At 46.8% G+C, this 26,785-nt stretch carries 26 protein-coding genes; 17 read left to right on the top strand and 9 right to left on the bottom strand.

What is annotated here, in order from left to right; translation table 11 throughout:
* Positions 1–114: 114 nt before the first annotated feature.
* On the top strand, positions 115–465 hold the full coding sequence (locus ACFTRD_RS15485) for a hypothetical protein (RefSeq protein WP_379381571.1): 351 nt from the start codon (positions 115–117) through the stop codon (positions 463–465).
* Positions 466–575: 110 nt separating this feature from the next.
* Here ACFTRD_RS15485 and ACFTRD_RS15480 read toward each other — a convergent pair whose 3' ends face one another.
* A complete protein-coding gene (locus ACFTRD_RS15480) occupies positions 576–1,202 on the bottom strand; it encodes an FMN-dependent NADH-azoreductase (RefSeq protein WP_379381569.1) in 627 nt (208 codons plus the stop codon).
* Between the two features lie 187 nt (positions 1,203–1,389).
* Between ACFTRD_RS15480 and ACFTRD_RS15475 the strand changes: the two genes are divergently transcribed.
* The 6 genes from ACFTRD_RS15475 to ACFTRD_RS15450 all read left to right on the top strand — a co-directional run bounded on the left by ACFTRD_RS15475 (position 1,390) and on the right by ACFTRD_RS15450 (position 8,314).
* Complete coding sequence (locus tag ACFTRD_RS15475; protein ID WP_379383065.1) at positions 1,390–2,328, top strand: DNA-binding transcriptional repressor DeoR; 939 nt, start codon at positions 1,390–1,392, stop codon at positions 2,326–2,328.
* A 246-nt stretch (positions 2,329–2,574) separates the two neighbouring features.
* Positions 2,575–3,225: a deoxyribose-phosphate aldolase gene (deoC, locus tag ACFTRD_RS15470; protein ID WP_379383063.1), complete on the top strand. Its 651-nt coding sequence runs from the start codon at positions 2,575–2,577 to the stop codon at positions 3,223–3,225.
* Between the two features lie 266 nt (positions 3,226–3,491).
* Positions 3,492–4,682, top strand: a complete 1,191-nt coding sequence (locus tag ACFTRD_RS15465) for a NupC/NupG family nucleoside CNT transporter (protein WP_192267386.1) — start codon at positions 3,492–3,494, stop codon at positions 4,680–4,682.
* Positions 4,683–4,711: 29 nt separating this feature from the next.
* Positions 4,712–5,890, top strand: coding sequence for a phosphopentomutase (gene deoB, locus ACFTRD_RS15460; RefSeq protein WP_379381566.1), 1,179 nt, complete (start codon positions 4,712–4,714; stop codon positions 5,888–5,890).
* A 139-nt stretch (positions 5,891–6,029) separates the two neighbouring features.
* Positions 6,030–6,737: a purine-nucleoside phosphorylase gene (deoD, locus tag ACFTRD_RS15455; protein ID WP_192267388.1), complete on the top strand. Its 708-nt coding sequence runs from the start codon at positions 6,030–6,032 to the stop codon at positions 6,735–6,737.
* A 275-nt stretch (positions 6,738–7,012) separates the two neighbouring features.
* Positions 7,013–8,314, top strand: coding sequence for a pyrimidine-nucleoside phosphorylase (locus ACFTRD_RS15450; protein WP_379381564.1), 1,302 nt, complete (start codon positions 7,013–7,015; stop codon positions 8,312–8,314).
* An 86-nt stretch (positions 8,315–8,400) separates the two neighbouring features.
* Here the strand turns inward: ACFTRD_RS15450 and ACFTRD_RS15445 are convergent, their stop codons facing one another.
* Positions 8,401–9,384 (bottom strand): TIGR03943 family putative permease subunit, encoded by a 984-nt coding sequence (locus ACFTRD_RS15445; protein ID WP_379381562.1) that lies wholly within the window; start codon positions 9,382–9,384, stop codon positions 8,401–8,403.
* Between the two features lie 136 nt (positions 9,385–9,520).
* Positions 9,521–10,555: a permease gene (locus tag ACFTRD_RS15440; RefSeq protein WP_379381560.1), complete on the bottom strand. Its 1,035-nt coding sequence runs from the start codon at positions 10,553–10,555 to the stop codon at positions 9,521–9,523.
* A 286-nt stretch (positions 10,556–10,841) separates the two neighbouring features.
* Here ACFTRD_RS15440 and rpmG point away from each other — a divergent pair, with 286 nt between their 5' ends.
* From rpmG to ACFTRD_RS15410, 6 genes are all read left to right on the top strand, one after another.
* On the top strand, positions 10,842–10,991 hold the full coding sequence (gene rpmG, locus ACFTRD_RS15435) for a 50S ribosomal protein L33 (RefSeq protein ID WP_024631975.1): 150 nt from the start codon (positions 10,842–10,844) through the stop codon (positions 10,989–10,991).
* Positions 10,992–11,040: 49 nt separating this feature from the next.
* Complete coding sequence (locus tag ACFTRD_RS15430; RefSeq protein WP_379381557.1) at positions 11,041–11,748, top strand: metal ABC transporter ATP-binding protein; 708 nt, start codon at positions 11,041–11,043, stop codon at positions 11,746–11,748.
* Positions 11,694–12,587, top strand: coding sequence for a metal ABC transporter permease (locus tag ACFTRD_RS15425; protein WP_379381555.1), 894 nt, complete (start codon positions 11,694–11,696; stop codon positions 12,585–12,587). The genes ACFTRD_RS15430 and ACFTRD_RS15425 overlap by 55 nt, the downstream gene beginning before the upstream one ends.
* Complete coding sequence (locus ACFTRD_RS15420) at positions 12,574–13,653, top strand: metal ABC transporter substrate-binding protein (protein WP_379381553.1); 1,080 nt, start codon at positions 12,574–12,576, stop codon at positions 13,651–13,653. Before ACFTRD_RS15425 ends, ACFTRD_RS15420 begins: the two co-directional genes overlap by 14 nt.
* Positions 13,654–13,853: 200 nt before the next feature.
* Positions 13,854–14,330 (top strand): hypothetical protein, encoded by a 477-nt coding sequence (locus ACFTRD_RS15415; RefSeq protein ID WP_379381551.1) that lies wholly within the window; start codon positions 13,854–13,856, stop codon positions 14,328–14,330.
* A gap of 47 nt (positions 14,331–14,377) precedes the next feature.
* On the top strand, positions 14,378–15,085 hold the full coding sequence (locus ACFTRD_RS15410; protein ID WP_379381549.1) for a M50 family metallopeptidase: 708 nt from the start codon (positions 14,378–14,380) through the stop codon (positions 15,083–15,085).
* Between the two features lie 65 nt (positions 15,086–15,150).
* On the opposite strand, the gene ACFTRD_RS15405 is transcribed toward ACFTRD_RS15410, so the two are convergent.
* The 5 genes from ACFTRD_RS15405 to ACFTRD_RS15385 form a co-directional block, all read right to left on the bottom strand.
* On the bottom strand, positions 15,151–15,522 hold the full coding sequence (locus tag ACFTRD_RS15405; protein WP_053780601.1) for a DUF4363 family protein: 372 nt from the start codon (positions 15,520–15,522) through the stop codon (positions 15,151–15,153).
* Between the two features lie 25 nt (positions 15,523–15,547).
* Positions 15,548–16,276 carry a DUF421 domain-containing protein gene (locus tag ACFTRD_RS15400; protein WP_379381547.1) on the bottom strand — a complete coding sequence of 243 codons (729 nt, stop codon included), beginning with the start codon at positions 16,274–16,276 and terminating at the stop codon, positions 15,548–15,550.
* A gap of 223 nt (positions 16,277–16,499) precedes the next feature.
* The gene (locus tag ACFTRD_RS15395) at positions 16,500–17,363 is read right to left on the bottom strand and encodes an SDR family oxidoreductase (RefSeq protein WP_379381545.1); all 864 of its coding nucleotides are present in this window, start codon (positions 17,361–17,363) and stop codon (positions 16,500–16,502) included.
* Positions 17,360–18,427: a mannonate dehydratase gene (gene uxuA / locus ACFTRD_RS15390; RefSeq protein ID WP_379381543.1), complete on the bottom strand. Its 1,068-nt coding sequence runs from the start codon at positions 18,425–18,427 to the stop codon at positions 17,360–17,362. Before uxuA ends, ACFTRD_RS15395 begins: the two co-directional genes overlap by 4 nt.
* Before the next feature lie 44 nt (positions 18,428–18,471).
* On the bottom strand, positions 18,472–19,152 hold the full coding sequence (locus tag ACFTRD_RS15385; protein WP_379383061.1) for a GntR family transcriptional regulator: 681 nt from the start codon (positions 19,150–19,152) through the stop codon (positions 18,472–18,474).
* Positions 19,153–19,399: 247 nt separating this feature from the next.
* Here ACFTRD_RS15385 and ACFTRD_RS15380 point away from each other — a divergent pair, with 247 nt between their 5' ends.
* Positions 19,400–19,702: an ArsR/SmtB family transcription factor gene (locus tag ACFTRD_RS15380; RefSeq protein ID WP_379381541.1), complete on the top strand. Its 303-nt coding sequence runs from the start codon at positions 19,400–19,402 to the stop codon at positions 19,700–19,702.
* 96 nt (positions 19,703–19,798) lie between these two features.
* Positions 19,799–21,190 (top strand): aldehyde dehydrogenase, encoded by a 1,392-nt coding sequence (locus ACFTRD_RS15375; RefSeq protein ID WP_379383059.1) that lies wholly within the window; start codon positions 19,799–19,801, stop codon positions 21,188–21,190.
* A 66-nt stretch (positions 21,191–21,256) separates the two neighbouring features.
* On the opposite strand, the gene ACFTRD_RS15370 is transcribed toward ACFTRD_RS15375, so the two are convergent.
* Positions 21,257–22,168 (bottom strand): AraC family transcriptional regulator, encoded by a 912-nt coding sequence (locus tag ACFTRD_RS15370; RefSeq protein ID WP_192267402.1) that lies wholly within the window; start codon positions 22,166–22,168, stop codon positions 21,257–21,259.
* A 213-nt stretch (positions 22,169–22,381) separates the two neighbouring features.
* Between ACFTRD_RS15370 and ACFTRD_RS15365 the strand changes: the two genes are divergently transcribed.
* Both ACFTRD_RS15365 and ACFTRD_RS15360 read left to right on the top strand, forming a co-directional pair.
* Positions 22,382–24,622, top strand: coding sequence for a glycoside hydrolase family 52 protein (locus ACFTRD_RS15365; protein ID WP_379381538.1), 2,241 nt, complete (start codon positions 22,382–22,384; stop codon positions 24,620–24,622).
* Positions 24,619–26,769, top strand: a complete 2,151-nt coding sequence (locus ACFTRD_RS15360; protein WP_379381536.1) for an alpha-glucuronidase family glycosyl hydrolase — start codon at positions 24,619–24,621, stop codon at positions 26,767–26,769. The genes ACFTRD_RS15365 and ACFTRD_RS15360 overlap by 4 nt, the downstream gene beginning before the upstream one ends.
* Positions 26,770–26,785 lie beyond the last annotated feature (16 nt).

Below are 26,785 nucleotides of genomic sequence, written 5' to 3'. Positions count from 1 at the left end.
ATAATCATCCAATAGTCCCTAATACATTAACTAACTTTTTTCGACAAGTCTTGCATATCCCGAAATACCGAGTATAATACTGGGTAAATAGATGCAAAGGGGATGCAATAAACGATGAAAACACATGCTGAATTGAACTCACTTCTTGTTGACGATTATCTGGATCTCCTGAACATAGCGAAACAGCTGGGTGATGAGGAGTGGAAAGAGGCCATTCTGCAGGCACTGAAAGAAGAAGTGGATGCTAATCATCATCTGGATTCAACCGAGGTCAGACAGGATCTTTGGAGTCAATTTGAAGGTATTAACGAACAGATGCATGATCTGTTAATGCAACTGAAAAATGCAGAGGGTCCTGAAGAGAAAGAACAGATTATTGAAGCCATTTGGGGACTGAAAGTAGACCGCCATGCCATTACTCGCAAACTTGAAACCATGAGCCGTGCCAGTGCTAGACAGCAATAAGCTCTTCGGTTGATTATACAAAATAGAAACCCGCGTGCTGGCCTGAGATATGATCTTGGGTTAGCACGCGGGTTTTGTGTTTGTTGCAGCTGTACCAATTTATTTAAAGATTAAAATTGTTTGGCGAATGTTCTTGCCTGTTCCATGGCTTGCTGTTTGATCTCATCTGCACGTTCCTTATATTGGTTATGACCTTCCACAAAAATACCTTCAAGCTTCGGAACACCCAGAAAAGACATAATAATGCTCAAATAACGATGGCCGGATTCCATTTGGGCCGCAGGTCCTTCAGAATAAATGCCGCCACGGGCCTGAATATGCAGTGCCTTTTTGTTGGAAAGCAATCCGACAGGACCCTGTTCCGTATAACGGAATGTTTTGCCAGCCACACAGATGGAGTCGATATAAGCTTTCATAATGGGCGGAAAGGAGAAGTTCCACATCGGTGTCACAAAAACATATTTGTCGGCAGAGGCGAATTGATCGGACAATTCATTCAAACGTTGTACTTTGGACTGTTCTCCAGAAGTCAATTCGCTGCCGGATTGAAGTTTGCCCCAACCGTTGAACACATCAGCATCAATATGAGGAATGTCAGATCGATACAGATCCAGGTGGACGACCTCGTCAGAGGGATGACTTTCACGATATGCATCAACGAATGCTTTGCCTGCAGCCATACTGAAGGAGGTTTCATGATCATGAGGATGGGCAGTAATATACAATAATGTAGACATGCTTTTCTTCCTCTCTATGATGTTTTTTTGCAAAAAAGGTCCCACATTAGTAAGCGACCGCTGTAGTATGCATCGTTTTTAACGTTTTATACTTGCATAGTGACCTGGTCCTCAATCATGTATAATACTATTGATGTAAGGTGAATTCGAACGATAACAGGAATGAGTGAGATGAGCGCATATGGGAATGGATCTGGAGAAACAACGATTAAGCATTGAAGCAGCGAAATTGTATTATCAGTCGGATTACAGCCAGCAAGATATTGCAGTCAGACTGGGGGTATCACGTCCTACGGTATCTCGGTTACTTCAGTATGCGAAAGATCGCGGTTACGTTCGCATTGAAATCATGGACCCGCTGGAGGATATCGACATTATCGCCGGCGAGCTCAAGGCCAAGTATAACCTGGATACTGCGCTTGTCTGTTTTGCCCCGTTGAAGAGTGATGAAGAGATTTTGAAACATATCAGCAAAAGAGCGGCAGATTATTTACAGGATACGGTTCAGGATGCAGACATTATTGGCGTTACCTGGGGAACAACGATGAATGCCGTAGCCCGTCAACTTCGTCCGAAGCAGGTCAAAGGAGTCGAGGTCGTTCAACTAAAGGGAGGCGTGAGCCATTCCCATGTAAATACGTATGCGGCAGAGATCGTTCATTTATTTGCTGAAGCTTTTCATACGGTTCCCCGATATTTGCCTTTGCCCGTGATCTTCGACAATATTGAAGTCAAAAAAATGGTGGAAGCGGACCGACATATTGGCAGAATTGTGGAGCTTGGGAGACAGGCTAACATAGCCATGTTTACCGTAGGGACAGTGAAGGAAGATGCACTTTTGTTCAGATTGGGATATTTCACTGATGAAGAACAGCAATTGCTGATGCATTCAGGCGCGGGTGACATTTGTTCACGTTTTTTTGATGCCGAGGGTCAGTTGATCAGTGAAGAGATTAACAACAGAACCGTCGGAATTGATCTGGCTGAGCTGCGAAATAAGGAAAAATCCATCCTCGTGGCTGGTGGGCAGCGTAAAATAGAAGCTATTCATGCCGCACTTAAAGGTCATTATGCGAACATTTTGGTTACAGACCAATACACAGCTCAGGCTCTGCTACGATTTTAATTGGATTGCATGACAACATCTGCCACGTGACATGGGCGGATGTTTTGCTTTCTTAGGCAGAAAATATACAGTGATTGCATCCTGGGAAGTCATTTCTTGAATGAAATCACCTTGGATTGCGTCATGATTCAAACTTGAACAAAAGTTCATATTGATTTTTACATATGTTCATGTTAGGGTAGGGATATAGAAAATAACTTGTTCAGATAAGGGGAGATTCAATTGACAACACCACAATTAGCCAAAATGATCGATCATACCTTGCTTCGTGCAGATGCTACACAAAGTGAAATGGCCAAATTGACAGAAGAAGCAAAGCAATATCAGTTTGCTTCGGTATGTGTTAACCCGGGCTGGGTTGCTTACGCGGCTGAGCAGCTTCAAGGTACTGGCGTAGATATTTGCACCGTTATTGGTTTCCCTTTGGGAGCTTCCACTACCGAGACCAAAGCGTTCGAAACCAAAGACGCTATTGCTAAAGGTGCTACTGAGGTGGATATGGTCATCAACATCAGTGCTTTGAAAGACAGCAAAGATGATGTTGTGGAACAGGATATTCGTGCAGTTGTTGAAGCAGCAGCAGGCAAAGCATTGGTGAAAGTCATTATTGAAACTTGTCTGTTGACGGATGAAGAGAAAGTACGCGCATGTCAGGCAGCCGTGAGAGCAGGAGCTGATTTTGTCAAGACGTCTACAGGGTTCTCTACGGGCGGAGCAACGCCAGAAGATATCGCTTTGATGCGTCGCACTGTAGGTCCTGACATTGGTGTGAAAGCTTCCGGCGGCGTGAGAAGTCTGGAAGATATGCAAAAAATGATCGAAGCAGGAGCAACTCGGATTGGCGCCAGTTCTGGTGTGAAAATCATGCAGGGCCAACAGTCTACATCGACTTATTAATTCGAGAGTTGTTGGATGTTTCAATTGAAGTGAGTTAAAGATCTACAGGAGGAACTTGTTCTTCATATTCCGTGGGAAGCGGAGGTGGAGAACAGGTTCTTGTCCTGAAGATTCTATTCCGTTTTTTTATCAAAAAATATTCCTTAAAAAGACCGAATTTATTGTAAGCGCTTTACTTGTTTTCTGAAAGGATAATTCATCACATACATGGTAAACCTTTGAGCTGAATGAACATCCGGCTTAACTACCTTCAAAGGAGAGATAGAATGAAATTCCTAATTGCCCTTCTTGGTATACTTGTTGTCTTTGGACTAGCTTATCTGGTCAGCAACGGTAAAAAGAAGATCCGATATCGTCCACTAATCATTATGGTTGTTTTGCAAGTTATACTGGGATATGCATTGTTAAACACGGAAGTGGGTACCTTTTTGATTGGCGGTTTCGCGACCGTATTTGAAAGTTTGCTTGCCTATGCGAATGAAGGTATCTCATTTGTGTTCGGCGGTTTGACTACCGTAGGTGCAGAAAGTGGGGGCGCGCCGTTCTTCCTCAGTGTCTTGATGCCAATCGTCGTCATCTCAGCGCTCATTGGGATATTGCAGTATATCCGAATCTTGCCTTTTGTTATAAAATATATTGGTCTGGTACTAAGCAAAATCAACGGAATGGGCAAACTGGAATCATATAACGCGGTTGCTTCGGCTGTATTGGGGCAATCTGAAGTGTTCATTTCTGTGAAAAAACAAATTGGGTTGTTGCCTAAACATCGGCTGTACACCTTGTGTGCCTCAGCGATGTCCACGGTATCGATGTCGATTGTCGGTGCCTATATGTCCATGATTGATCCAAAATATGTGGTTACGGCTCTCGTGCTGAACCTGTTTGGCGGTTTTATCATTGCTTCCATCGTGAATCCTTATCAGGTAACGGAAGAAGAAGATATATTGGAAGTGCAGGAAGAGGAGAAACAGTCCTTCTTCGAAATGCTGGGCGAGTACATCTTGGATGGATTCAAAGTTGCCATCGTCGTTGCTGCGATGTTAATCGGTTTTGTTGCCTTGATCGCGCTCGTTAACGGGATCTTCAGTGCGGTGCTCGGCATTTCGTTCCAGCAACTGCTTGGTTATGTGTTTGCACCATTTGCCTTCATTATGGGTGTTCCTTGGAAGGAAGCGATTCAGGCGGGAAGCATTATGGCTACCAAAATGGTATCCAACGAATTCGTCGCTATGCTTGATCTGACAAAACAGACGGCATTGTCTGCCAGAACAACAGGGATCGTATCCGTCTTCCTCGTATCGTTTGCCAACTTCTCCTCCATCGGTATTATCGCCGGTGCAGTGAAGGGACTTCATGAGAAACAAGGTAACGTGGTGGCCCGCTTCGGTCTGAAGCTGCTTTACGGTGCATCGCTTGTCAGCGTGCTGTCTGCGATCATCGCCGGACTGTTCTTATAAGCCGGATTATTGGAAGGAGTGCTTAAGTTATGTCAACTTTTAAAAGAGTACATCTGATTGTTATGGATTCCGTAGGAATCGGTGAAGCGCCGGATGCGGCTGAATTCGATGATTTCGACGTCGACACCTTTGGTCACATTGCACGTGAACGCGGAGGGTTGAAGATGCCTCATATGGCCAGTCTTGGACTGTCCAATATTAAGGAAATTGAGGGTGTCCCTGTAGCGGATGCACCAAAAGCCTTTTACACCAAGATGCAGGAAGCATCCAGAGGCAAAGACACCATGACGGGTCACTGGGAACTGATGGGCCTGTACATTGATACCCCTTTCCGTGTGTTCCCAGACGGATTCCCGGATGAATTGATTCAGCGCATTGAGGAAAAAACAGGTCGCAAGGTGATTGGGAATAAACCGGCCAGCGGCACGGAAATCATTGATGAATTGGGCGAAGAGCATGTGAAAACAGGCTCCCTGATTATATACACATCCGCAGACTCGGTTCTGCAGATTGCAGCTCACGAAGATGTTGTTCCTTTGAAAGAACTGTATGAGATCTGTGAGTTCTGCCGTGAGATTACGCTTGATGATCCCTACATGTTGGGACGTATCATTGCCCGTCCATTTGTAGGAGAAGTAGGTAACTTCAAACGTACAGCCAACCGTCATGATTACGCGCTTAAACCGTTTGGCCGCACTGTGATGAATGAACTCAAAGATGGCGGATTTGACGTAATTGCCTTGGGTAAAATCGCAGATATCTACGATGGCGAAGGTGTAACCAAGTCCGTTCGCACCGTTTCCAACATGGATGGCATGGACAAATTGTCCGAAACGATGGATGAAGAATTCACTGGACTCAGCTTCTTGAACCTGGTTGACTTCGACGCCCTGTACGGCCATCGTCGTGATCCACAAGGCTATGCTCAGGCGCTTGAAGATTATGATGCTCGTCTGCCTGAGATTTTCAGCAAAATGACCAACGATGATCTGCTGTTCATCACAGCTGACCATGGTAATGATCCAACCTACCGCGGTACGGATCACACACGGGAGTATGTGCCACTGCTTGTCTACTCGCCACGCTTCAATGGAGGTAAAAAACTCGAGCTGCGCAGCACGTTTGCAGACCTTGGAGCTACAGTAGCTGAGAACTTCGGGGTGAAACTGCCGGAATACGGCACAAGTTTCCTGAAGGACTTGAAGTGAGATAAACGCTTTTAACGGCACACGGGGAATAGAAGTTATTTTTTTAATGAAAAAGTAGGACAGGACAACGACTGGGGCAGTGCTGCTGCTCCGGTCCTGACCTTCATTCAATCACATGGATAACTGGAGGAGATTAATTATGAGTACACATATTGGAGCTAATCCCGGAGATATCGCAGAAACGATCCTTTTGCCAGGAGACCCATTGCGAGCAAAATTTATTGCGGATACGTATCTCGAAGATGTCGTTTGTTACAACGAGGTTCGCGGCATGCTCGGATTCACGGGTACATATCAGGGACACCGAATCTCGGTGCAAGGTTCCGGCATGGGGATTCCTTCGTTCAGCATTTATGCTAACGAACTGATCAGCGAATATGGCGTAAAAAACCTGATTCGTGTAGGGACTTGTGGGGGCATGCAAGAACATGTTCATGTCCGTGATGTCATTCTCGCTCAAGCTTCTTGTACAGATTCCAGCATGAACAAGCTTGTATTTGGTGGATATGACTTTTCGCCGATCGCTACGTTCTCCCTGCTCAAAGAAGCATATGATCGTGCAACTGCAAAAGGCATGAAAATCCATGTCGGTAACGTATTCAGCTCCGATTCCTTCTATCGTGACGATCGTTCCGTGACTGAGAAATTGATGCAACACGGCGTACTGGGCGTTGAGATGGAAACAACAGCACTGTACACACTTGCCGCCAAATTTGGCGTAAACGCACTGACCATCCTGACGGTAAGTGATCACTTGCTGACAGGTGAAGAAACTTCCGCGGAAGAACGCCAAAAAACGTTCAACGACATGATGGTGGTAGCCCTCGAAACAGCAATCACGCTGTAATTGTTGCACTAATAATCAATTGATTTTGATCAAAACTTTTGTTCTGAGCACGTAGTGAAGGAAACGGAATCGATTCTCAAGAAGCGTTAGCTACAAGTTTTCTGCAAGAAAACTACTTCGGAAGCATATGCATCGCCTTTGTCTCCGAGTTTTCTCCATTACAAAATGGATTAAAGAAATTTGGAGACAACAGCGATCGAAAGAACGATCCGGAGCCGGAACGGATGCAGCACAAAGTGTTCTATATAATCACCCACAACGAAGGAGAGATCATCATGAGAATGGTAGACATTATTGCCAAGAAACGCGACGGAAAAGAACTGACAACAGCTGAGATTGATTTTGTTGTACAAGGATACACACAAGGTGAAATCCCGGATTACCAAGTCAGCGCATGGGCGATGGCAATATTCTTCAAGGATATGACCGACAAGGAACGCGCGGATTTAACTATGTCCATGGTAAACTCAGGCGAAACAATCGATTTGTCCGCAATCGAAGGCATCAAGGTAGACAAGCACTCCACAGGTGGTGTGGGTGATACAACAACGTTGGTACTCGCACCGCTCGTTGCTGCTCTGGATGTTCCTGTTGCCAAAATGTCCGGACGTGGATTAGGTCACACAGGTGGTACAACAGACAAACTGGAATCCGTTGCAGGCTTCCATGTGGAGCTGGAGAAAGAAGAGTTCATCCGACTCGTGAACGAGTACAAAGTTGCTGTTATCGGTCAGAGTGGCAACCTTACGCCAGCAGACAAAAAGCTTTATGCTTTGCGTGACGTTACAGCTACCGTTAACTCCATCCCACTGATCGCCAGCTCCATCATGAGTAAGAAAATTGCAGCAGGTGCTGATGCCATCGTACTTGATGTCAAAACAGGTGCTGGGGCATTCATGAAGACTAAGGAAGATGCGAAAGAACTGGCACATGCTATGGTAAGCATCGGTAACAATGTTGGACGTAAAACGATGGCTGTCATTTCCGATATGTCCCAACCTCTGGGTCTGGCTATCGGTAACGCGCTTGAAGTGAAAGAAGCCATTCTTACACTGCAAGGTAAAGGACCGAAGGATCTGGAAGAACTGTGTCTGGCGCTTGGACGTCAAATGGTATTCCTTGCTGGTAAAGCAGACTCTCTGGAGCAAGCTGAAGAGAAATTGAAAGAAGTGATTCAGAACGGTAAAGCGCTGGAGAAATTCAAAGATTTCCTGGCAAACCAAGGTGGAGACGCTTCAGTAGTAGATCATCCGGATCGCTTGCCACAGGCAAAATATCTGGTGGAAGTACCAGCGGATAAAGACGGCTATGTAGCTGGCATCGTTGCTGACGAAATCGGTACTGCGGCAATGCTGCTTGGCGCAGGCCGTGCAACGAAAGAATCCGAGATCGATCTCGCCGTGGGGTTGATGCTCAACAAAAAAGTGGGTGACCCGGTTAAAGCTGGCGAATCGCTCGTAACCATCCATGCCAATCGTGAAGACGTGGCAGACGTAATCGCGAAGATCAAAGAAAACATTACGATTGCGGATCACGCCGATGCGCCTGTATTGGTTCATGATATCGTTACTGAATAATATATCAAGCAAACAAGGTTTAATCTTATGCCTGAATTAAATTCAATGCCCCGAAGGCTATGCATTCCATAGCTTCGGGGCTTTTCTTATTTATTTTGTAACTTATCATACGCCTTTACCGAATCTGCATTCGTGTAAATGTAAGGGGTGGATGGCTGTTCGACAGGTGTTACCTTTTCTGCTCGAATCTCAATGGTATCTTTACCATTCACCTGAGCCGATCCAATTGTGCCATCGATTTGTACCCAACTGTCTGTTGGAAAGCTGTCTGCATTCGGGACATGAATCATCACACCAAAGGGAGCAGCGTCTGCGGGGCAGCACATCACCAGAAATCGCCCTAATGCAAAATGCGATTCCTGATCCATGCTTTTATCTCGATATACAAACCCTGTCAGGGAGATGTCCTTGCCTGCAAATTGTCGTTGGAACATGTCGATGGAGCCCAACGTCTCGGAGAAGATTTCGGGATATACCTTGATGACCGATTCGGCATATAATTTCTCTGCCAGTTCGGCAAATTCAAGACTGTACTCGTCCGGGGGGACGAATTGTACTTTTGCGGAAGGCGCAGATAATTCAACAGTTGCAGTTTTTTTGGATAGGTCTTTAATGTTCAGCTCTGCTGTATCAGGTAAAGGTTCCTTTCGACGAATCTCTGGAGGTCCATAGGAAAGTGACATGCCTTTTTGACTGGCCATGGAACTGCCTAGCGCCTGATCGGGCAAAAGAAAACCAAGTACTAAAGGAATGGCAATCAAGCCATAAATCAGCGTACTGCGTACCCATCCCGAAGGAGGCGGATGCTCACAGTCACAATGGAGCTGGTTATTGCCAAACAGTCCGTGCCAGGCCATGATAGCGGCAATAAATAAAAAGGGAACAGGACAGCAGAGAAGCAATCGTTGCATTGTTGGTGCCAGATAATAATGAAGAGAATCGCTTGTATTCAAATGAATGATGTATACAGCCAACCCGCACATCCACAACGCACGAATCAGGTTATGCCATTGGATGGGTGGAGATTTTGAAACAGGAGCTTTGGACATCGTATAACCAGAATGGTTCATGTAATCACCTCTTTTAATCAGATCATGACTTCGTGAATGCTTTCTCGGATAAGCAGGATAATGAACGAGCCCATTGTAGCCAAAATGAAAGTTCATACACTTAATAATTAATGTCATTAAACATGTTCATCAATGTTCATGCCAAAAGGTTAATCAACCACGACCCGGCGAAAACCAACATAATAATGGCCAGGCTCAAACCAATAACGAACCGGGTTCGGAAGGCGGAGAGCAGCATCAATGTGCTTTTGAAATCTAGCATTGGACCGAGAACGAGAAAGGATAACAGCGGCCCTAACGCAAACGTGTGAGAGAAGGCAGAGGCTACGAATGCATCGGATGTCGAACAGAGAGACAATACATACGCAAAACCCATCATGAATGCATAGGAGGCGACAGGGCCGTTGCCCAAAGAAATGAGATCACTGCGGCTGATAAAGGTTTGAATGCTGGCTGTAATGAGAGCGCCAATCACCAAATATTTGCTCATATCGACGAATTCGTCACCGGCATGAATGAAAAAACTGCGCCAGTTCTTATCACGTGCGTGATCATGGTCGACAGCGTGCGAATGAGGCTGTGCCATTTTAAATCCAGGATGTGTCTTGATCTCCGTCACTATAGCCTTCGGCTTACGTAAGGGATTCTGGCGGACGAACATATAGACCAGACCACCAATGGAAGCTGCAACAGCAAAGGCCAGTCCCATACGGGCAATCGTAATTTCAGGATGGGAAGGAAAAGCGAGCAGAGTCGCGGTAAAAACAATTGGATTTACAACAGGGCCGCTAAGAATAAAGGTCACCGCGATATAGGTCGGCATGCCTTTATGCATCAACCGACGTACGACCGGGATCATGCCACATTCGCAGATGGGGAAAATGATTCCCAGCAGACCAGCGACCAGAACACCCCCAATGGGGTTCTTGGGCGTGAGTTTACGAATCATTTCCTCCGAAACAAACCATTGCATCAGCGAAGACAACAACACCCCTATGAGCAGAAATGGAGCCGCTTCGAGGAAAATGCTGATGAATATCGTTTTCATATTTTGTAAGGCTTCACTGTTCCATGCTTCTTTCAGATCAGGAGCCATTGTGATTAACACGGGAACAAGAAATGCACAGGGAATAAGGAATGACAGGAGCTTTAGATTAGCTGCCATTTTCATGGGATAGACCTCCAGAACCGGGACTTTGGTGAAATATATGCTTGTACTGTCCGCAACATACACGTTCCCTTCAATTAATCTATATCTTTACGATTTACAAGGCTAAGTTGCCGTTACGTTATATTTGCCCTGAAAAGAGTTATTTTCACGTAAGGGATAACGATCCCCAAATTCGGTTTCGGTTAGAGCCTTTAAAAACTTGTAATGTTGACAAAAGAAAAAGTATAGGCTAATATCATTAAATAGTAATAATTACGATTAGTTAAAATTAAAGGAGGCCATATTCATGAGAGTCATCGTAACTTTAGCCTGCACTGAGTGCGGAGATCGCAACTATACAACAACCAAGAACAAGCGTAACCATCCGGAACGGATCGAATTGAAGAAATATTCACCACGATTGAAGAAGATGACGATTCACCGGGAAACCAGATAATTTTTTTGTCATTTTTACATCGTAATATTTACGAAAAAGGGGTAACACCATGATCTTATCTTCCATGCGTGATGTGGTATTTGGATACGGCAAAGAGCCTGTCATTGACCAATTGTCGCTGGATATCCATGTTGGGGAGTTTGTGGGCATTACAGGCCCCAACGGTTCTGCGAAAACAACCATATTGAAGTTGCTGCTGGGGCTTTTACAGCCCTGGAGCGGCACGGTACATATGAATGCACAGTCCATACGTGGCAGCAAGCTGAACATCGGGTATGTACCCCAACAGGTCGCATCATTCAACAGCGGATTTCCCAGTACGGTGATCGAACTGGTGCGATCCGGATGTTACCGCAAACTCGGCTTGTTCCGTCGATTCACATCTGAGCAGGAAGCGATTGTGGAGCGCAGCTTGCGGGAAGTTGGCATGTGGGAATACCGCAACGCCCGGGTTGGCGAACTGTCGGGTGGACAAAAGCAGCGGATCTGCATTGCCAGAGCCTTGGCAGGCGAGCCGCAGGTACTTGTGTTGGATGAGCCGACTACAGGCATGGACCGACGCAGTCGTGAAGGGTTCTATGATCTGATGCGCCATTATGCCGACGTTCATGGACTAACTATCATTATGGTAACCCACGGACTGGAAGAGATGGGCAATCGGTTGGATCGGACGATTACCCTGGAGCGGCAAGAAAGTGAGGAATGGCAGTGTTTGAGTACGAATTCATGCAGCGTGCTTTCTGGGCAGGCGGACTGATCGGAGTCATTGCACCGATTCTGGGAGTCTATCTTATGCTGCGACGGCAGGTATTGATGGCGGATACGTTATCCCATGTTTCATTGGCAGGGGTTGCCCTGGGTTCCGTGATGAACCTTGATCCGGTGATCTGTGGATTTGTGATTGCGATTATCGGTGCATTACTGGTGGAACAACTTCGGCGAAATTATCTGACGTATAGCGAGGTGCCTGTAGCGATCATTATGACATCGGGGCTGGCTCTTGCTGTAGTGCTCATGAGTCTGAAAACCAATCTATCCAAGACATTCAGCTCCTACCTGTTTGGTTCCATCGTTGCGGTTAGTGATATGCAACTGTGGATTATGGCGGCTGTATGCGTCATCGGACTGATTTTTTTCATCGTGCTCCGAAGACTCTTGTACAATTTGACGTTTGATGAAGAGACAGCTTCCATTGGAGGCATTCAGGTTAAAAGTTTATCATTTGCATTTGCTGTTCTGACAGGGATGACTGTAGCTTCAGCCATGCCGATTGTCGGCGTATTGCTTGTCTCTGCATTAATCGTACTGCCCGCTGCCCTGGCACTGAGATTGTCACGCAGTTTTGCAGCAGCGATCCTTATCGCTATCGTCACCGGATTAATCGGTATTTTTAGCGGACTGACAACCTCTTATCATTTAAATACACCACCGGGAGGAACGATTGCTCTCATCCTGCTGGTCTTTCTATTGATTGGAATATCAGCACAGAAGCTGATTGGACGATATAACCGTAAACGTCATCGTAAAGAAATAAAACAACAACGCGCGACTCTATTCATACATTCAAGGGAGAATACAACACATGAAATTCAATAAAAGTTCAGCTCTTGCACTATTATTCAGTCTTACACTTATCGTAGCCGGTTGTGGACAAAATCAGGCCGCTTCGGATTCGAGCACAAGCTCTGCCAACACACCAGTGCCAGCCGAGACAGAAGAGGCCAAACTAAACGTTGAGGTTAGCTTCTATCCGATGTACGAATTCACCAAAAATGTAGCTGGTGATCTGGCCAATGTTCATACACTTGTTCCTGCCGGTATGGAACCCCATGACTGGGAACCGACACCACAGGATATGGCGAGCATCGAGAAAGCGGATGTGCTTGTTTATAATGGAGCGGGTATGGAGTCCTGGATCGATCAAGTTACGGATAGTCTGACCAATGCCAAACTCATTCAAGTGGAAGCGAGTCATGGGATCGAACTGCTGGAAGGTTCAGAAGAAGATGTGCATGAACACGAACATGCCGATACAACGGACACGCATGACCAGACGGATGAAGCCACGACAGAGGAGCATGATCACGATCATGACGCCGAAGCAGAAGAAGCACATACACATGACCACGATCACGGTGGACTTGATCCCCACGTATGGTTGTCACCTGCACTTGCCGTGAAGGAAGTACGGAATATCGAGGCTGGTCTCACACAGGCTGCACCTGAACATGCTGAACAGTTTAAGCAAAATGCCGATGCCTACATAGCTAAACTGGAGGCGCTGAATCAGAACTTCAAGGCGACTGTGGCAGACAGCAAACGTAAAGATTTCATCACACAGCATGCTGCATTCGGTTATCTCGCACAGGAATATGGTCTGCAGCAAATACCGATTGCCGGGCTATCCCCCGAACAAGAGCCTTCGGCAGCGCAAATGGCATCCGTTATTAATTTTGCCAAGGAGCACCAGGTCAAGACGATTTTCTTCGAAACGTTGGTTTCATCCAAAGTGTCTGAGACCATCGCCAGTGAAGTAGGGGCCAAAACGGCTGTGTTGAACCCGATTGAAGGGTTGACGGAAGAGGAAATTGCAGCAGGAATGGATTACATCGGTGTAATGCGCCAGAATTTGGAGGCGCTGAAACTGGCATTGAATGAATAGAGCCTTTGATTCGTCAGGAAGCTGAATACATGGATAAGATTAACTCATTTGATGCCTGTCATCGAAAAAGGTACAATAATACAACATGCTGAGGAGTGGCTGTGCCATTCCTTTATCTTTTGCCACGCAGAGAGCACAGGGATGTGCTCTTTTCGTTGTTCAAGGTGATCGGAGATAACGCAGGGACGGAGGACGTGCTTATGGATTTAAATGAAGAACAGGAAGTGCTGTTAAGCCAGCAGCCTGCCCATCTATGGAGACGACGCAAGCTGGAGTTAATGCACTGGACGGAACGCGAGAAGCAGACGGTCGCAGCGAAGAGAACGGAGATCTGGAACGGTGTTGAAGTGGATGCTGAGCTTGTCGATGCCTTGACTTTGCTTCATAAAGCAGGCGTAAGCACCGAGTTTTCTTGTGCAGGTGTAAGCCCGCTCGACGAACCGGTAGATCATTCCCTGTATGCCTATGTTACACTTGTACAAAATGAGGCAGCCGATCAATTTGTGACTTATGCGCTGACGCGGATGCGCAACAGATTGCTGGTCACATTGGAGACAGGAACGGGTCGTTATGATCTGTCTTCTTTTTTCATCGGTCATAATCGGAGTTTTTGTTGGTGGATGCAATATTGTGCTGCACATTTTATGGATCGAAACGATTACAATGTAGCGACGTAGTATACAGACAGGCAGTTTTACTTGATGGCAAGGGAGGTAGGACCGGATTGAATAAATGGCTCAAAACCATACTGTTTCTGATGGGCTCAGCGATACTGACCCGTTTTATCCCGTTTTCTTCATTGTTTCGTAACCTGGATACGATGATTCACGAATTTGGCCATGCGCTGGTGACATTGTTGTTATCCGGCAAAGTATTGCGTATTGAATTATACGCTGATCATAGCGGTGTAACCTATTCGTCCATGCTGACACCAGGAAGATCCATAGTGGTTTCCCTGGCGGGTTATATCACCGCATCCCTCTTTGCATGGTTACTATTTTATCTATATCGAAAAGGACGGCACATGTGGGGACTTGGCATCATGACAGGTGTAGCTCTTGTGTCGCTTCTCTTCTATGTAAGGGGAGAATTCGGGATGTTATGGCTTACAGGCTTCATTGCCCTGAATGTCGTGATTATGATTTTTGGTGCCAAAATTGCGAAATTCTATTATTTGTTACTGGCTTTTCTTACATTGGAAGAGTCCGTTGTCAGTGCCATGTACGTCGGGCTGTTGTCCTGGACACAGCCTTCACAGGCAGGAGATGCAGCGAATCTGGCACAGCAGACCTTCCTCCCGGCACTATTCTGGGGGACGCTATTTGCACTGTTTGCATTGTGGTGCGCGAAGGGAGCACTTACGCTCTTTTTCCGAAAGGAAAGCACGGCCCGCACGCCAAAATCCCGTGGATTACGTGGGCGTAACGTTTAACAAAACAGAGAAGGCACTCTCCTTTAATCTATATTAAAGGAGAGTGCCTTTTGTTTGTCTCAGGGTCAGTCGCCAAGATTATCCCATAACACATAAAAGTAATAAATTTCTTCCATAATCGCCTTATCATCTTCTGCGGCAACGCCGCCTTTGATCCTTGCCAGGGTACCGAGAATATCGTAGATTGTCTCACGCTCCACACTGAACTGGATGCGATTGACGATTTTTTCCCAGGCATTCATTGCATAATTAACTTGAGATTTGGCTTCCGTCCATTGTTTGCCTTCGACCTGCTTTTCCAGTTTGTGTATAGACTCAAGCAAGCGATCATCAGCGCCAAAGGGCTTCTTGAGAAAGGTCCCGCTAACCATAATCGCTGTGAACACAAGCAAGAGGCAGATCGGAAGCACATATAGCAACCAGAAACGCGTTTTCATTCAACCGCCTCCTTCATGTAAAGGGTTAGAAAGGCCCCTCATAATCGCCCATATCGATTTTATCGGTGATCTTATCCTCGAACAGATCAATATACAATTTATCGTTAGGCAATATGGCGGCAAAAGCAATATCCTGTATTGTTACTTTTTGCTTCTTAAGCTGTTCACTGAGCCAGTTGTTATCCTTGTTTCGTTCCTTCAGATTTTGCTTAATCAGGACGCCGTCAATGATAATCTCGGTCATCAGCTTGCGCTTGGCAGGATGCATATGCATATCTTTTGCCGTTACTGGTTGGTTTTCCGGTTTCAACACCACAGAGAGACTGCCATCCGGTTCAAGAATGGCATAATCCAGCGTAGTGATGTCGAATACATCCTTTTGTCGCAGCATCATGGTCAATTCGTCGAATTTCACACGCATTTTATGCAGGTTCTGTTCAAGAATTTTACCGTTCTGAATGACCAGTGTAGGATCAGAGTCCATCAGTTTGGAGATCGTACGATTTTTCAGCGTAATATACTGAAAGACGATCGTGATGATTGTAAAAATGGTCAAGGCTACAAAATGAATCCACGCTTTGGAAGATAGATCCGTCGCAAATGTACCTGCAAGGGAACCGATCGTAATGCCGTTAATGTAATCAAAATACGTCAAGTTGCCCATTTGCTGTTTGCCCAGCACCCTTGTATAGATGATCAGGGTCAAAAAGGCAATAATAGACCGTACAGCAACAACCCATGTTTCTTCCATCATGAATGTATCACCTTCCTTCACTTCGCCATACGATATGTGAAATCTTGACGCTGGAGTCCAATCTTTCATGTACTCCGGTTTAGCGGACTAATACAAGCTTTTCCTATGCTGGATATTCTTATTCTTGAACGCAAAAAAAACGAAACCTGGATAGTAACCCAGGCTTCGGATGATGATGAGGTACATAGATTTGATTTAAATGATTCATGAAATAGAACAGAGGTCATACACCGGAGTAGGCCATAAACCCGCCATCCACAGGTATAACCGTACCTGTAACAAAACCGGATAGCCGTTCATCAGCCAGCCACATCAGCGTACCCAGCAAATCTTCCGGTTTGCCGAAACGCCGCATAGGCGTGTGTGCAATGATCTTGCTTGAACGCTCTGTCGGCGAGCCGTCGGGCTTAAGCAGCAGATTACGATTCTGCTCAGTCAGGAAGAACCCTGGTGCAATGGCATTTACCCGGATTCCCGATTCTGCCAAATGTACCGCAAGCCATTGCGTGAAGTTGTTAATCGCGGCTTTCGCTGCACTGTACGCAGGAACTTTGGTCATGGGCGAAGGTGCACTCATCGACGAAATATTAATGACGGTAGCTGGTACGTCACGTTCAATCATTTGTCTTGCGAAAATCTGGGTAGGGATGAGCGAACCGACAAAATTCAGATCCATTACTTGACGGAATCCCTCAACACTTACATCAAAAAAAGTAGTAATACCCGGTTGATCCAGATCTTCCTGTCTGAAAATTTCATTCGTAGTATTAGCGCTGGCATGGTTGCCGCCCGCTCCATTAATAAGGATGTCGCAGGGGCCCAGCCTCTCCAGAACCGTTGCTGCTGCAGCTATGACGCTGTCAGCCTGGGTCACATCACAAGCTACAGCGATCGCTTTCCCGCCGGCAGCTTCGATTGCCGCAGCGACTTCTTCCCCTTTGGATACGGTACGGTTCAGAATCGCTACACTTGCGCCATGGCGCGCCAGCTCTTCAGCCATGGAACGGCACAGAACGCCTGCCCCGCCAGTAATTACGGCTGTTCTTCCTTCCAGACGTGTCGATCTTTCTTTGGCAAAGTTATTCATGATTTAGACCTCCTTTGCAGGGAGTCCCAGACGCCCCAAAGATACATAATTCCCAGAGCCCGATCATAGAGTCCATATCCCGGCCTGCAATGTTCACCCCAGAGATGGCGTCCGTGGTCCGGTCGTGCATAACCTTCAAATCCAATATCGTGATAGGCCTCTACAACACCCGCAATATCGACATTACCATCCTGACTGCGGTGGGAGGTCTCAATAAAGTCACCATTATCATAAATTTTAACATTACGGATATGTGCAAAAGGAATTCGGTCCCTGAACTCATGGATCATGCCGATAATATCATTATTTGGATTGGCACCAAGTGAGCCACTGCACAGCGTCACACTGTTGTAAGGGCTGTCATAAAGATTCAGATATCGGCGAATGTTGTCTTGACTGGTAATAATCTTCGGCAGACCAAAGATCGGCCATGGCGGGTCATCCGGATGAATAGCCATTCGAATACCTAATCGTTCAGCAGTAGGAATGATCTCCTGTAGGAAATAACGGGCATGTTCCCACATATGATCCTCTGTTACATCTTTATAAGCTTCGAACAGACCTGTTAAATACTGCAATCGTTCCGGCTCCCAGCCAGGCATCGTTAATGCGGAATTTTCGGTAATGCGTCGAACCAATTCCAACGGTTCAATATCGGCGATTTTGCTTTTCTCATAAAAGAGGGCCGTAGAGCCATCTTCCATCTCCTTATGCAAATCGGTTCGCAGCCAATCGAAAATCGGCATGAAGTTGTAACAGATGACTTTAACGCCTACCTGGGCGAGTTTTTCCATCGTTTTTTTGTAATTGGCAATATATTGGTCACGTGTAGGCAGACCGAGTTTGATATCTTCATGAATATTAACACTTTCAACGACATCCAGATGTAACCCGGCCTGATCTGCAGCGGCTTTGACCGCCAAAATTTTGTCCATGGGCCATTCATCACCTGCCGGAACATCGTGAAGCGCCCATACAATACCTTCGACACCGGGAATCTGACGGATGTGATCAAGCGTTACAGTATCATTGCCTTCACCAAACCAGCGAAAAACCATTCTCATCACGTTCACCTCATCAAGATTAGTATAAAGAACAGATCTATCCATCATTGAAAATAGGAAGGGTATGTATCCCGCAGGACAGCCAGATCCGTGACGGTTAAGTGCAGATGCTCCTGCATGATGTGCTCCGCCGTTCGGGCATCGTGCTCCTGTATGGCCTGAACCATGGATCGGTGCTGTTCAATCAAGTGATCCCAATGATGATCCGAAGACAGGCGGAGCATCCGGCTCCGGTTCAGATGCACGTTCATATGTTGGATCACGGACCAGGTATTACTTTTGTTGCAGCCTGCAAAGAGAGTACTATGGAATTCCTCATCCAATCTGAACATCCGTTCATCATCCGGTTCAAGTATGCATTCCTGCTGCTGTGTAAGGTTCTGCTGCAATATCTTCAAATGTTCATCCGGGAATTGCACACAGGCAAGCCGTATAACGGCACGCTCAAGCTGTTCACGCATGAATCGTGCTTCTTCCACGAGATCAACCTGAATTAGAGATACATAGGTACCCCGCTGCGGATATACTTCCAGCAACCCTTCCTGTGCCAATCGGACAAAGCTTTCTCGAACAGGGGTCCGGCTCACATTAAACTCAAGTGAAATCTCTTTCTCCGAGATGGCGGTCCCGGGAGGCAGCTTCAAGCTCAAAATTAATTGCTTCAACGTCGTATAGACCGCGTCACGCGAAGAGAGAGTCTGCTTTTTCAGAGAAGACGGGCTTATTAAGGATGATAATAAATCGGCTTTGGACGAAGACCTAGGGGGATATTCCACAACTTCAACTCCTTCAAAGATATACTACCATACTTGTATGGTAGTGTGGAAGCGCTTTATACAACTCATTATCAAATTATTGGGGCGCATCTTGCTGTTGACAGGGGAATGGAGTAAAATACATCTCATAGGTTTAAATGTTTAAACTGATGAACGCAGCAATATACTATCTGCAGACTGCATAGAGGTGAAACCAATGGGTCAAAAAGCGATATCCATTTTTCAAAGTTGTATCCCCTTATTTCAGGTCCTTAGTGACAACCATCGTCAGGCTATTTTACTTACTCTCAGTGAGAAAGGCAGCATGACGGTTAATGAAATTACAGACCAGTTCAGCTTATCCCGGCCTGCAATATCCCATCATCTCAAACTGTTGCTTGAGAAAGGACTCATCTCCGTGGAACAAAAGGGAACACAGCGATATTATTCCGCTTCATTAACGTCCTCAGTGGCACTATTAAAGGAACTGGTGACCGCGATGGAAGAGGAATGCTTATAAGCAAGAATGGTTTACATGCCTAGGCATGTAGGCTATATGTTCGTATGTTTAAACGAATCATCATTAACTGAAGAGGAGTTGGATTATATGAGTGTCATGCAGGAATTAAGCGAACATGAAGTGGAAAAGATTTTACTGCAGCAACGGCAATTTTTCCGCTCAGGGGCTACTCGTTCGGCCGAGGCTCGCATTGAACATTTAACCCGGCTGAAACAGGCGATTCAGAAGTATGAGTCCCGTCTAACTGGGGCGCTCTATCAGGATTTGGGCAAGAGTGAGTTCGAATCGTATACCACAGAGATTGGATTTATGCTGGATAGTATCACGCATACCATAGGGAAAGTGAGAAAATGGGTCAAACCGGTCAAAGTTAAAACCCAATTCGCGCTGGTCGGGTCCAAAAGTTATATCATTCCTGAGCCTTATGGTGCGGTATTGATTATCGGGCCCTTTAACTATCCATTCCAGCTGTTAATTGAACCCCTCGTTGGCGCGTTGGCAGCCGGCAATACGGCGGTCCTCAAAGCATCAGAGAACACACCGGCTGTCTCCGCAGTTATTCGGGAGATGATTAGCTCCGTCTTCGAACCAGCTTACGTTCACGTGGTAGAAGGAGCCAAAGACACAACTACAGCGCTCATTAACGCGCCGTTTGACTATATCTTCTTTACAGGCAGTGTACCGGTGGGGAAAATTGTCATGGAAGCAGCTGCCAAAAATCTCGTTCCGGTTACACTGGAGCTTGGCGGTAAAAGTCCGGTTATCGTGGATAAGCATGCAGATCTTAAAGTGGCTGCACAGCGGATTATATGGGGGAAACTGCTCAATACGGGTCAGACCTGCATCGCACCGGATTATCTGCTTGTTCATGAACAGGTGAAAGATCTCTTGATTACTGAAATGAAAGCAGCGGTGGAGTCATTCTTTGGTACGGATATTCAGCACAATCGGGACTATGGGCGAATCGTTAACAAGGCTCATTTCAAACGTCTTACGACGCTTATCGAACGTGATCAGGCTCATGTCATATATGGTGGTCGCTCCGATGAGGAAGATCGCTTTATTGAACCTACGTTTATTGATGCGGAATCCTGGGATGCGGCATCAATGGAGGACGAGATTTTTGGGCCGGTTCTGCCAGTGATCAGTTATACCCATATTGATGAGGCGATTGAAGGCATTCTAAGGCGGCCCAAACCACTGGCGCTGTATCTCTTTACGTCCGATAAACAGCTACAGGATAAAGTGATGCGCGAGGTTTCTTTTGGAGGCGGATGCATTAACGATACGATTACCCATGTGGCTAACCCGCGTCTGCCATTTGGCGGCGTAGGACATTCAGGTCTGGGCGCTTATCATGGACGTTACAGCCTGGAGACCTTCTCCCATATGAAAAGTGTGCTCAAAAAGAGCACCAAATTGAACTTGTCTATTTTATATCCGCCGTACGATAACAAACTTAAGACGATTAAACGTCTGTTGAAATAAAGAATCAATGTTAAATCGCATACCAATTAATATGCCATACCGAGAATGAGGTTCAATGAATGAAACTCATTCGGGAGCAGGCTGTTCCTGTCTGTAGCGTGATGGGGAAATACCGGACCAGCGCTTAAATTGACGGCTGAAATGGGCAATATCCTTGTAACCAAGCATGGAAGCGATGTTCTGAACAGATAATTCGGGATTACCCAGCAGAACTTTGGCTTCATGCAAAACCATTTCGGACAGATAGACACGCGGAGACTGACCATACACCTGACGGAATACACGGTTACAATGGGAGGAACTGATACCCAGTTCGGCTGCAATATCATCAATGCCATAGTGGCTGTCGGACTCACGCCCCTGCTTGAATTGTTGACTCACAAGGCTTTGCAGCCGATTACGGATTTGGTGAGCCAGTTCAATTTTCTCATATCCATCTGTGAATAATTGAGCTGCCTCCTGAGAGACCGCTTCCCACAAATGACCGAACAATTCAAACACTGCCGATTGCAGCTGCATACGCTGTACCATTGTACTTGCCGCCCGATTGTCAGCAGAAGACATTAATTTGCAAAGTACAGGCTCGATCTGGCGGGTAACCGGACTTTCTGCATCGAACAAAACCTGCTTGATTCGTGCAAGCAAGGAGAGAAATAGCTGATCGTCGATGTCAAAATGCATGCAAAAATAGGTGAACCCCTTGCCCTTATGGCTTTGGCTGGAATGAATGCTTCCTGGAGGGATCAGGAGCAATTCGCCAGCCTTTTGAATATACTCCTTACCGTTCACTGTCATGCATTGTTCGCCTTCTGTTACATAATTCAGTTCATACTGCGGATGCTCATGCGCGGGATAATCCCAATCTGCTCCAACACTGCGCAAATGAATAGCGAACAGATTCACCGTTGTTTGTACATCCGGGTAAAACACTTCATGTACACTTTCTCCCAAAGCGGGAGGCAAATAGGTGGAAGACATGGAAGACCCCCTTTATCATATATGGCTGTTCCTGACGGAAGTGATGGAATACGATAAAACATAAACGGTTGTAACCGCTTCATTATATTATAGTCTATCAGCTTGATTTGGGTAAATATCCGATTGATTTGACCATGGTCTATGGTGGAATGCCCATGGTAGGATGGGGCTAATGAAAACGTATGCAAACCATTTTGAGAGGGGTTATCATTTATGAGTACATCCAAAAAATCCATTTTTTATAATGCCCATCACTCACCGATCGGAGCTTTCGCCAGTTTCACGCTTGGTTACAAAGGAGCCAAAGGCGGACTAGGACTGGAGCTTGGCAAGCCAGCAGATCAGAATATATATATCGGTTTACAGTCTCGCGACAGTGAGAACTACGAAGCATTACCATTTTTCGAAGCTGTTGAGGATGCGAGTGTTCGGTATGATGTCGAGAAAGTGGAAAATTCGGATTCGGATCAGGCGTCGACCTCAACGGAAAGTGAAGAGAGCAAACCAGCTGGAGCTGGAGTTGGAGTGCAGATGTCGGGTTCGCTGATTTCAGCGTTTCGTGATGAAGATATTACCCGTGAATTTACTTCGGGCACAGATACGTGGACGGCTGGTGATCTGACTTTCCGTATCTACTCACCTGTGCGCCCTGTACCCGAACCGCTAAGTGGCGATCGTCAGGGATTAATGGATGCGCTTGTGCCTGCGGTGCTGGTGGAGATGACGATTGATAACACGCAAGGACAGCAGCCGCGCAAAGCGTATTTTGGTTATCAGGGTAATGATCCTTACTCCGCCATGCGTATCATCGGAGGACCGGAGGGGGGAGCATTAACCGGTGTTGGACAAGGACGCTTAACCGCCATTTTGTCTGCGGATGAGGGACTATGGCCTGCGCGAGGATTTACACTGGAAAAGATATTACAGGAGAAACATCGTGAGAATCTGGCTTTCGGATTGGGCGAAACAGCTGCATTATTGATGGACGTTCCAGCGGGAGAGAAGCGTACGTTTCAATTTGCCGTATGTTTCTATCGAGGCGGGATTGTTACTTCGGGTATGGACACGACCTATTGGTATACCCGTTATTTTGCGGATATCCTGGAAGCTGGGCAATATGCGCTTGACCGTTTTAGTGAGTTGACTGCTTCCTGTAAGGAAGTTGAGCAACGTCTTGGCGTAGCTGCTTTGAGTGAAGATCAGTCCTTTATGCTTGCCCATTCCATTCATAGCTACTATGCAAGCACGCAACTGCTGGATGCGGACGGCGAACCGTTCTGGATCGTAAACGAAGGCGAATACCGGATGATGAACACACTTGATCTGACTGCAGATCAGCTGTATTTTGAATTAGCTTTGAATCCCTGGACAGTGCGTAATGAACTGGAGTGGTTTGTGAAGCGCTACAGTTACACAGACCAAGTGCGGTTCCCTGGCGAAGAGAAGGAATATCAGGGCGGCAAAACGTTCACTCATGATATGGGTGTAGCCAATGTACTTTCGCGTCCGGGACACTCGGCATATGAACTGGTGGGCATTGATGACTGCTTTTCGCAAATGAGTCACGAAGAGCTGGTCAACTGGCTCTGTTGTGCAGCGGTATATATTGAACAGACACAGGATCGGGAATTTGTTAAGGAGATGCTTCCTGTCATCCGTGAATGCTTCGAAAGCATGTTAAACCGGGATCATCCGGATGAACAACAACGCAATGGCCTGATGGGTCTTGATAGCAGCCGTACGAAGGGCGGAGCCGAGATTACCACGTATGACAGCCTGGATGTGTCTCTTGGACAATCCCGGAATAACATCTACCTGGCAGGAAAATGCTGGGCTGTCTATGTTGCACTGGAGAAGCTGTTCGCAGCAGAGAAGCTGGGTGACCTGTCCCATCATGCAGGCCGTCAGGCGGATCGCTGTGCAGCCAGTATTGCAGCCCAGTTGACCGATGGGGGTTACATTCCGGCCGTTATCGCCGAAAATAATGATTCACGCATTATTCCAGCCATTGAAGGTTTGGTGTTCCCTTACTTCACTGGCTGTGAAGGTGCGCTGGATGTAAATGGCCGTTTTGGTCCTTACCTGCAAGCACTTCGAACTCATCTTAAGACCGTTCTTGTACCTGGTACCTGTCTGTTTGAAGATGGAGGCTGGAAGCTGTCCTCAACAAGTAATAACTCATGGCTCAGCAAAATATATCTGTCCCAGTTCATAGCGAGAGAATTACTGGGCGTGGCTTGGGATGAAACAGGGAAGGCATCTGATGCTGCCCATGTAAACTGGCTGTTGCATCCAGAGGAGTCCTACTGGTGCTGGAGTGACCAGATCCTGGCGGGCGTCGCGGTCGGAAGCAAGTATTATCCGCGTGGTGTAACATCGATTCTATGGCTCCTGGAAGGCAAAGGTACTCGTCTGGAGCAGATCTATGCCAGCAAGGAGGCGGCGGTGCAATGAGTAACACCACCCTTAAAACTCATATTTCCGGGCCGCAATATGATGCGTGGCTTGGTTATCTCCAAGGTCAGTCGGGGGGGAAGGGAGCTGCCAGAAAGGCAGCTCCAGTCTGGGGCCATACCGTGTCGGCGGAAGAAGATCAGGAACTTCTATCAACAGCCATAGCTGAACTGACTCAGGGGTTCGATAAGCTGTTTGGGGTCAAGCCGAAAGTTAATCATGCAGCTTTCAGCCAAGCGAGTGAGCCGGATTTGGCTCATCAGGCGGCACAAGGGGTATGGCTTGGTACCTGGAAGGGTTCGAAAGCGGTAGCTCAAGCATTCAGCGACACGGAACGCTCAGCCGTACACGGCGAAGGTTATATCATTCGCCAAGATAAGGAACGCGGCAGGCTATTTATTGGTTCTGAAACCCCTCAAGGTGTTCTGTATGGTACTTTTCATCTGTTGAGGGAGCTAGTGCTGGAGCAAGCAAGCTCAATTGAAGCGGGTACCGCCGCGGAAAGACTAAGTTATATTACCGAGCAACCCGTTAATGCCTTACGCATGATCAATCAGTGGGATAACGTGGACGGCAGCATCGAGCGCGGTTATGCCGGCAAGTCCATTTTCTATGACAACGGAGAATTCACGAAGGACCTTGGGCGTATCCGGGACTATGCCAGACTGCTTGCTTCCACAGGCATTAACGCGATCTCGATCAATAACGTAAACGTGCATCAGCGTGAAACCTTGTTCCTGACGGAGCGTTTCCTGGGTGATGTCGCCAAGGTTGCTGCAACATTCAGAGCGTTTGGCATTCGATTGTTCTTAAGTGCCAACTATGCAAGTCCAATAGAGATTGGCGGGTTGCTTACCGCAGATCCACTGGATGAGCAGGTCCGTGAATGGTGGAACGTTCAGACAGCGAAGGTGTACGCGGCAATCCCGGATTTTGGCGGCTATCTAATCAAAGCGGATTCAGAAAATCGCCCAGGTCCATTTACGTATAACCGGGATCATGCCGATGGAGCCAATATGCTGGCCGAGGCTCTTCGTCCATTCGGTGGACTGGTGATCTGGCGCTGCTTTGTCTACAATTGCAAGCAGGACTGGCGTGACCGCTCTACAGATCGCGCGCGTGCGGCCTACGACCACTTCAAGCCACTGGATGGCCGATTTGCGGATAATGTCATTTTGCAGATCAAGAATGGACCGATGGACTTTCAGGTTCGGGAGGCCGTATCCCCGTTGTTCGGGGCCATGGAGCAAACAAATCAGGTATTGGAGTTCCAGATTACGCAGGAGTATACGGGCCAGCAGCGACATTTGTGTTATCTGGTTCCACAGTGGAAAGAAGTATTGGATTTTGATACGTTTGCCAAGGGTCAGGGCTCTGAAATCAAACGTATCGCTGACGGCTCTCTGTACAACAGGCCCTATAGCGGCTTTGCCGCAGTCTCCAATATCGGCGCAGACGCTTGTTGGACAGGACACCCACTCGCTCAAGCGAATCTGTACGGATATGGAAGACTGGCCTGGAATCCGGAGCTGTCATCGGAAGAGATTGCGGAGGAGTGGGTCAGACTTACGTTTGGACATGACGAAGAGGTGGTTCGTCTCATCTCTGGCATGCTTCTGGATTCGTTGGAAATCTATGAAAGTTATACGGCACCGCTCGGTGTAGGCTGGATGGTCAATCCGGAGCACCATTATGGGCCTAATGTAGATGGCTATGAGTATTCCAAGTGGGGGACGTATCATTTTGCCGATCGTGATGGCATTGGCGTGGACCGGACAGTGAGCAGTGGAACGGGATATACATCGCAATACCACCGGGAAAATGCCGAAAGATATGAATCTGTAGATACCTGTCCGGATGACCTGCTATTATTTTTCCACCATGTCCCATATACCCACGTCCTGCATTCTGGCAAAACGGTCATTCAGCATATTTATGATACACATTTTGATGGAGCAGAGCAGGCAGCGGCGTTAGCCGAAACTTGGGGACAGCTGGAAGGCAAGATTGATCCGACTGTATTTGATAAGGTGGCTTCGTTACAGGCAGGGCAGGCGGAGCATGCCAAGGAATGGAGAGACATGATCAATACGTACTTCTATCGCAAAAGCGGCATTGCAGATGAACAAGGCAGAACGATATTTTAACTTGGATTCTGGGGAT

Source organism: Paenibacillus sp. NPDC056933, from assembly GCF_042674385.1.
In the GTDB taxonomy this organism is placed as follows: Bacteria; Bacillota; Bacilli; order Paenibacillales; family Paenibacillaceae; genus Paenibacillus.
Note: the sequence above shows the minus strand (reverse complement) of the source record. Positions and strands in the feature narration are given on the sequence as shown.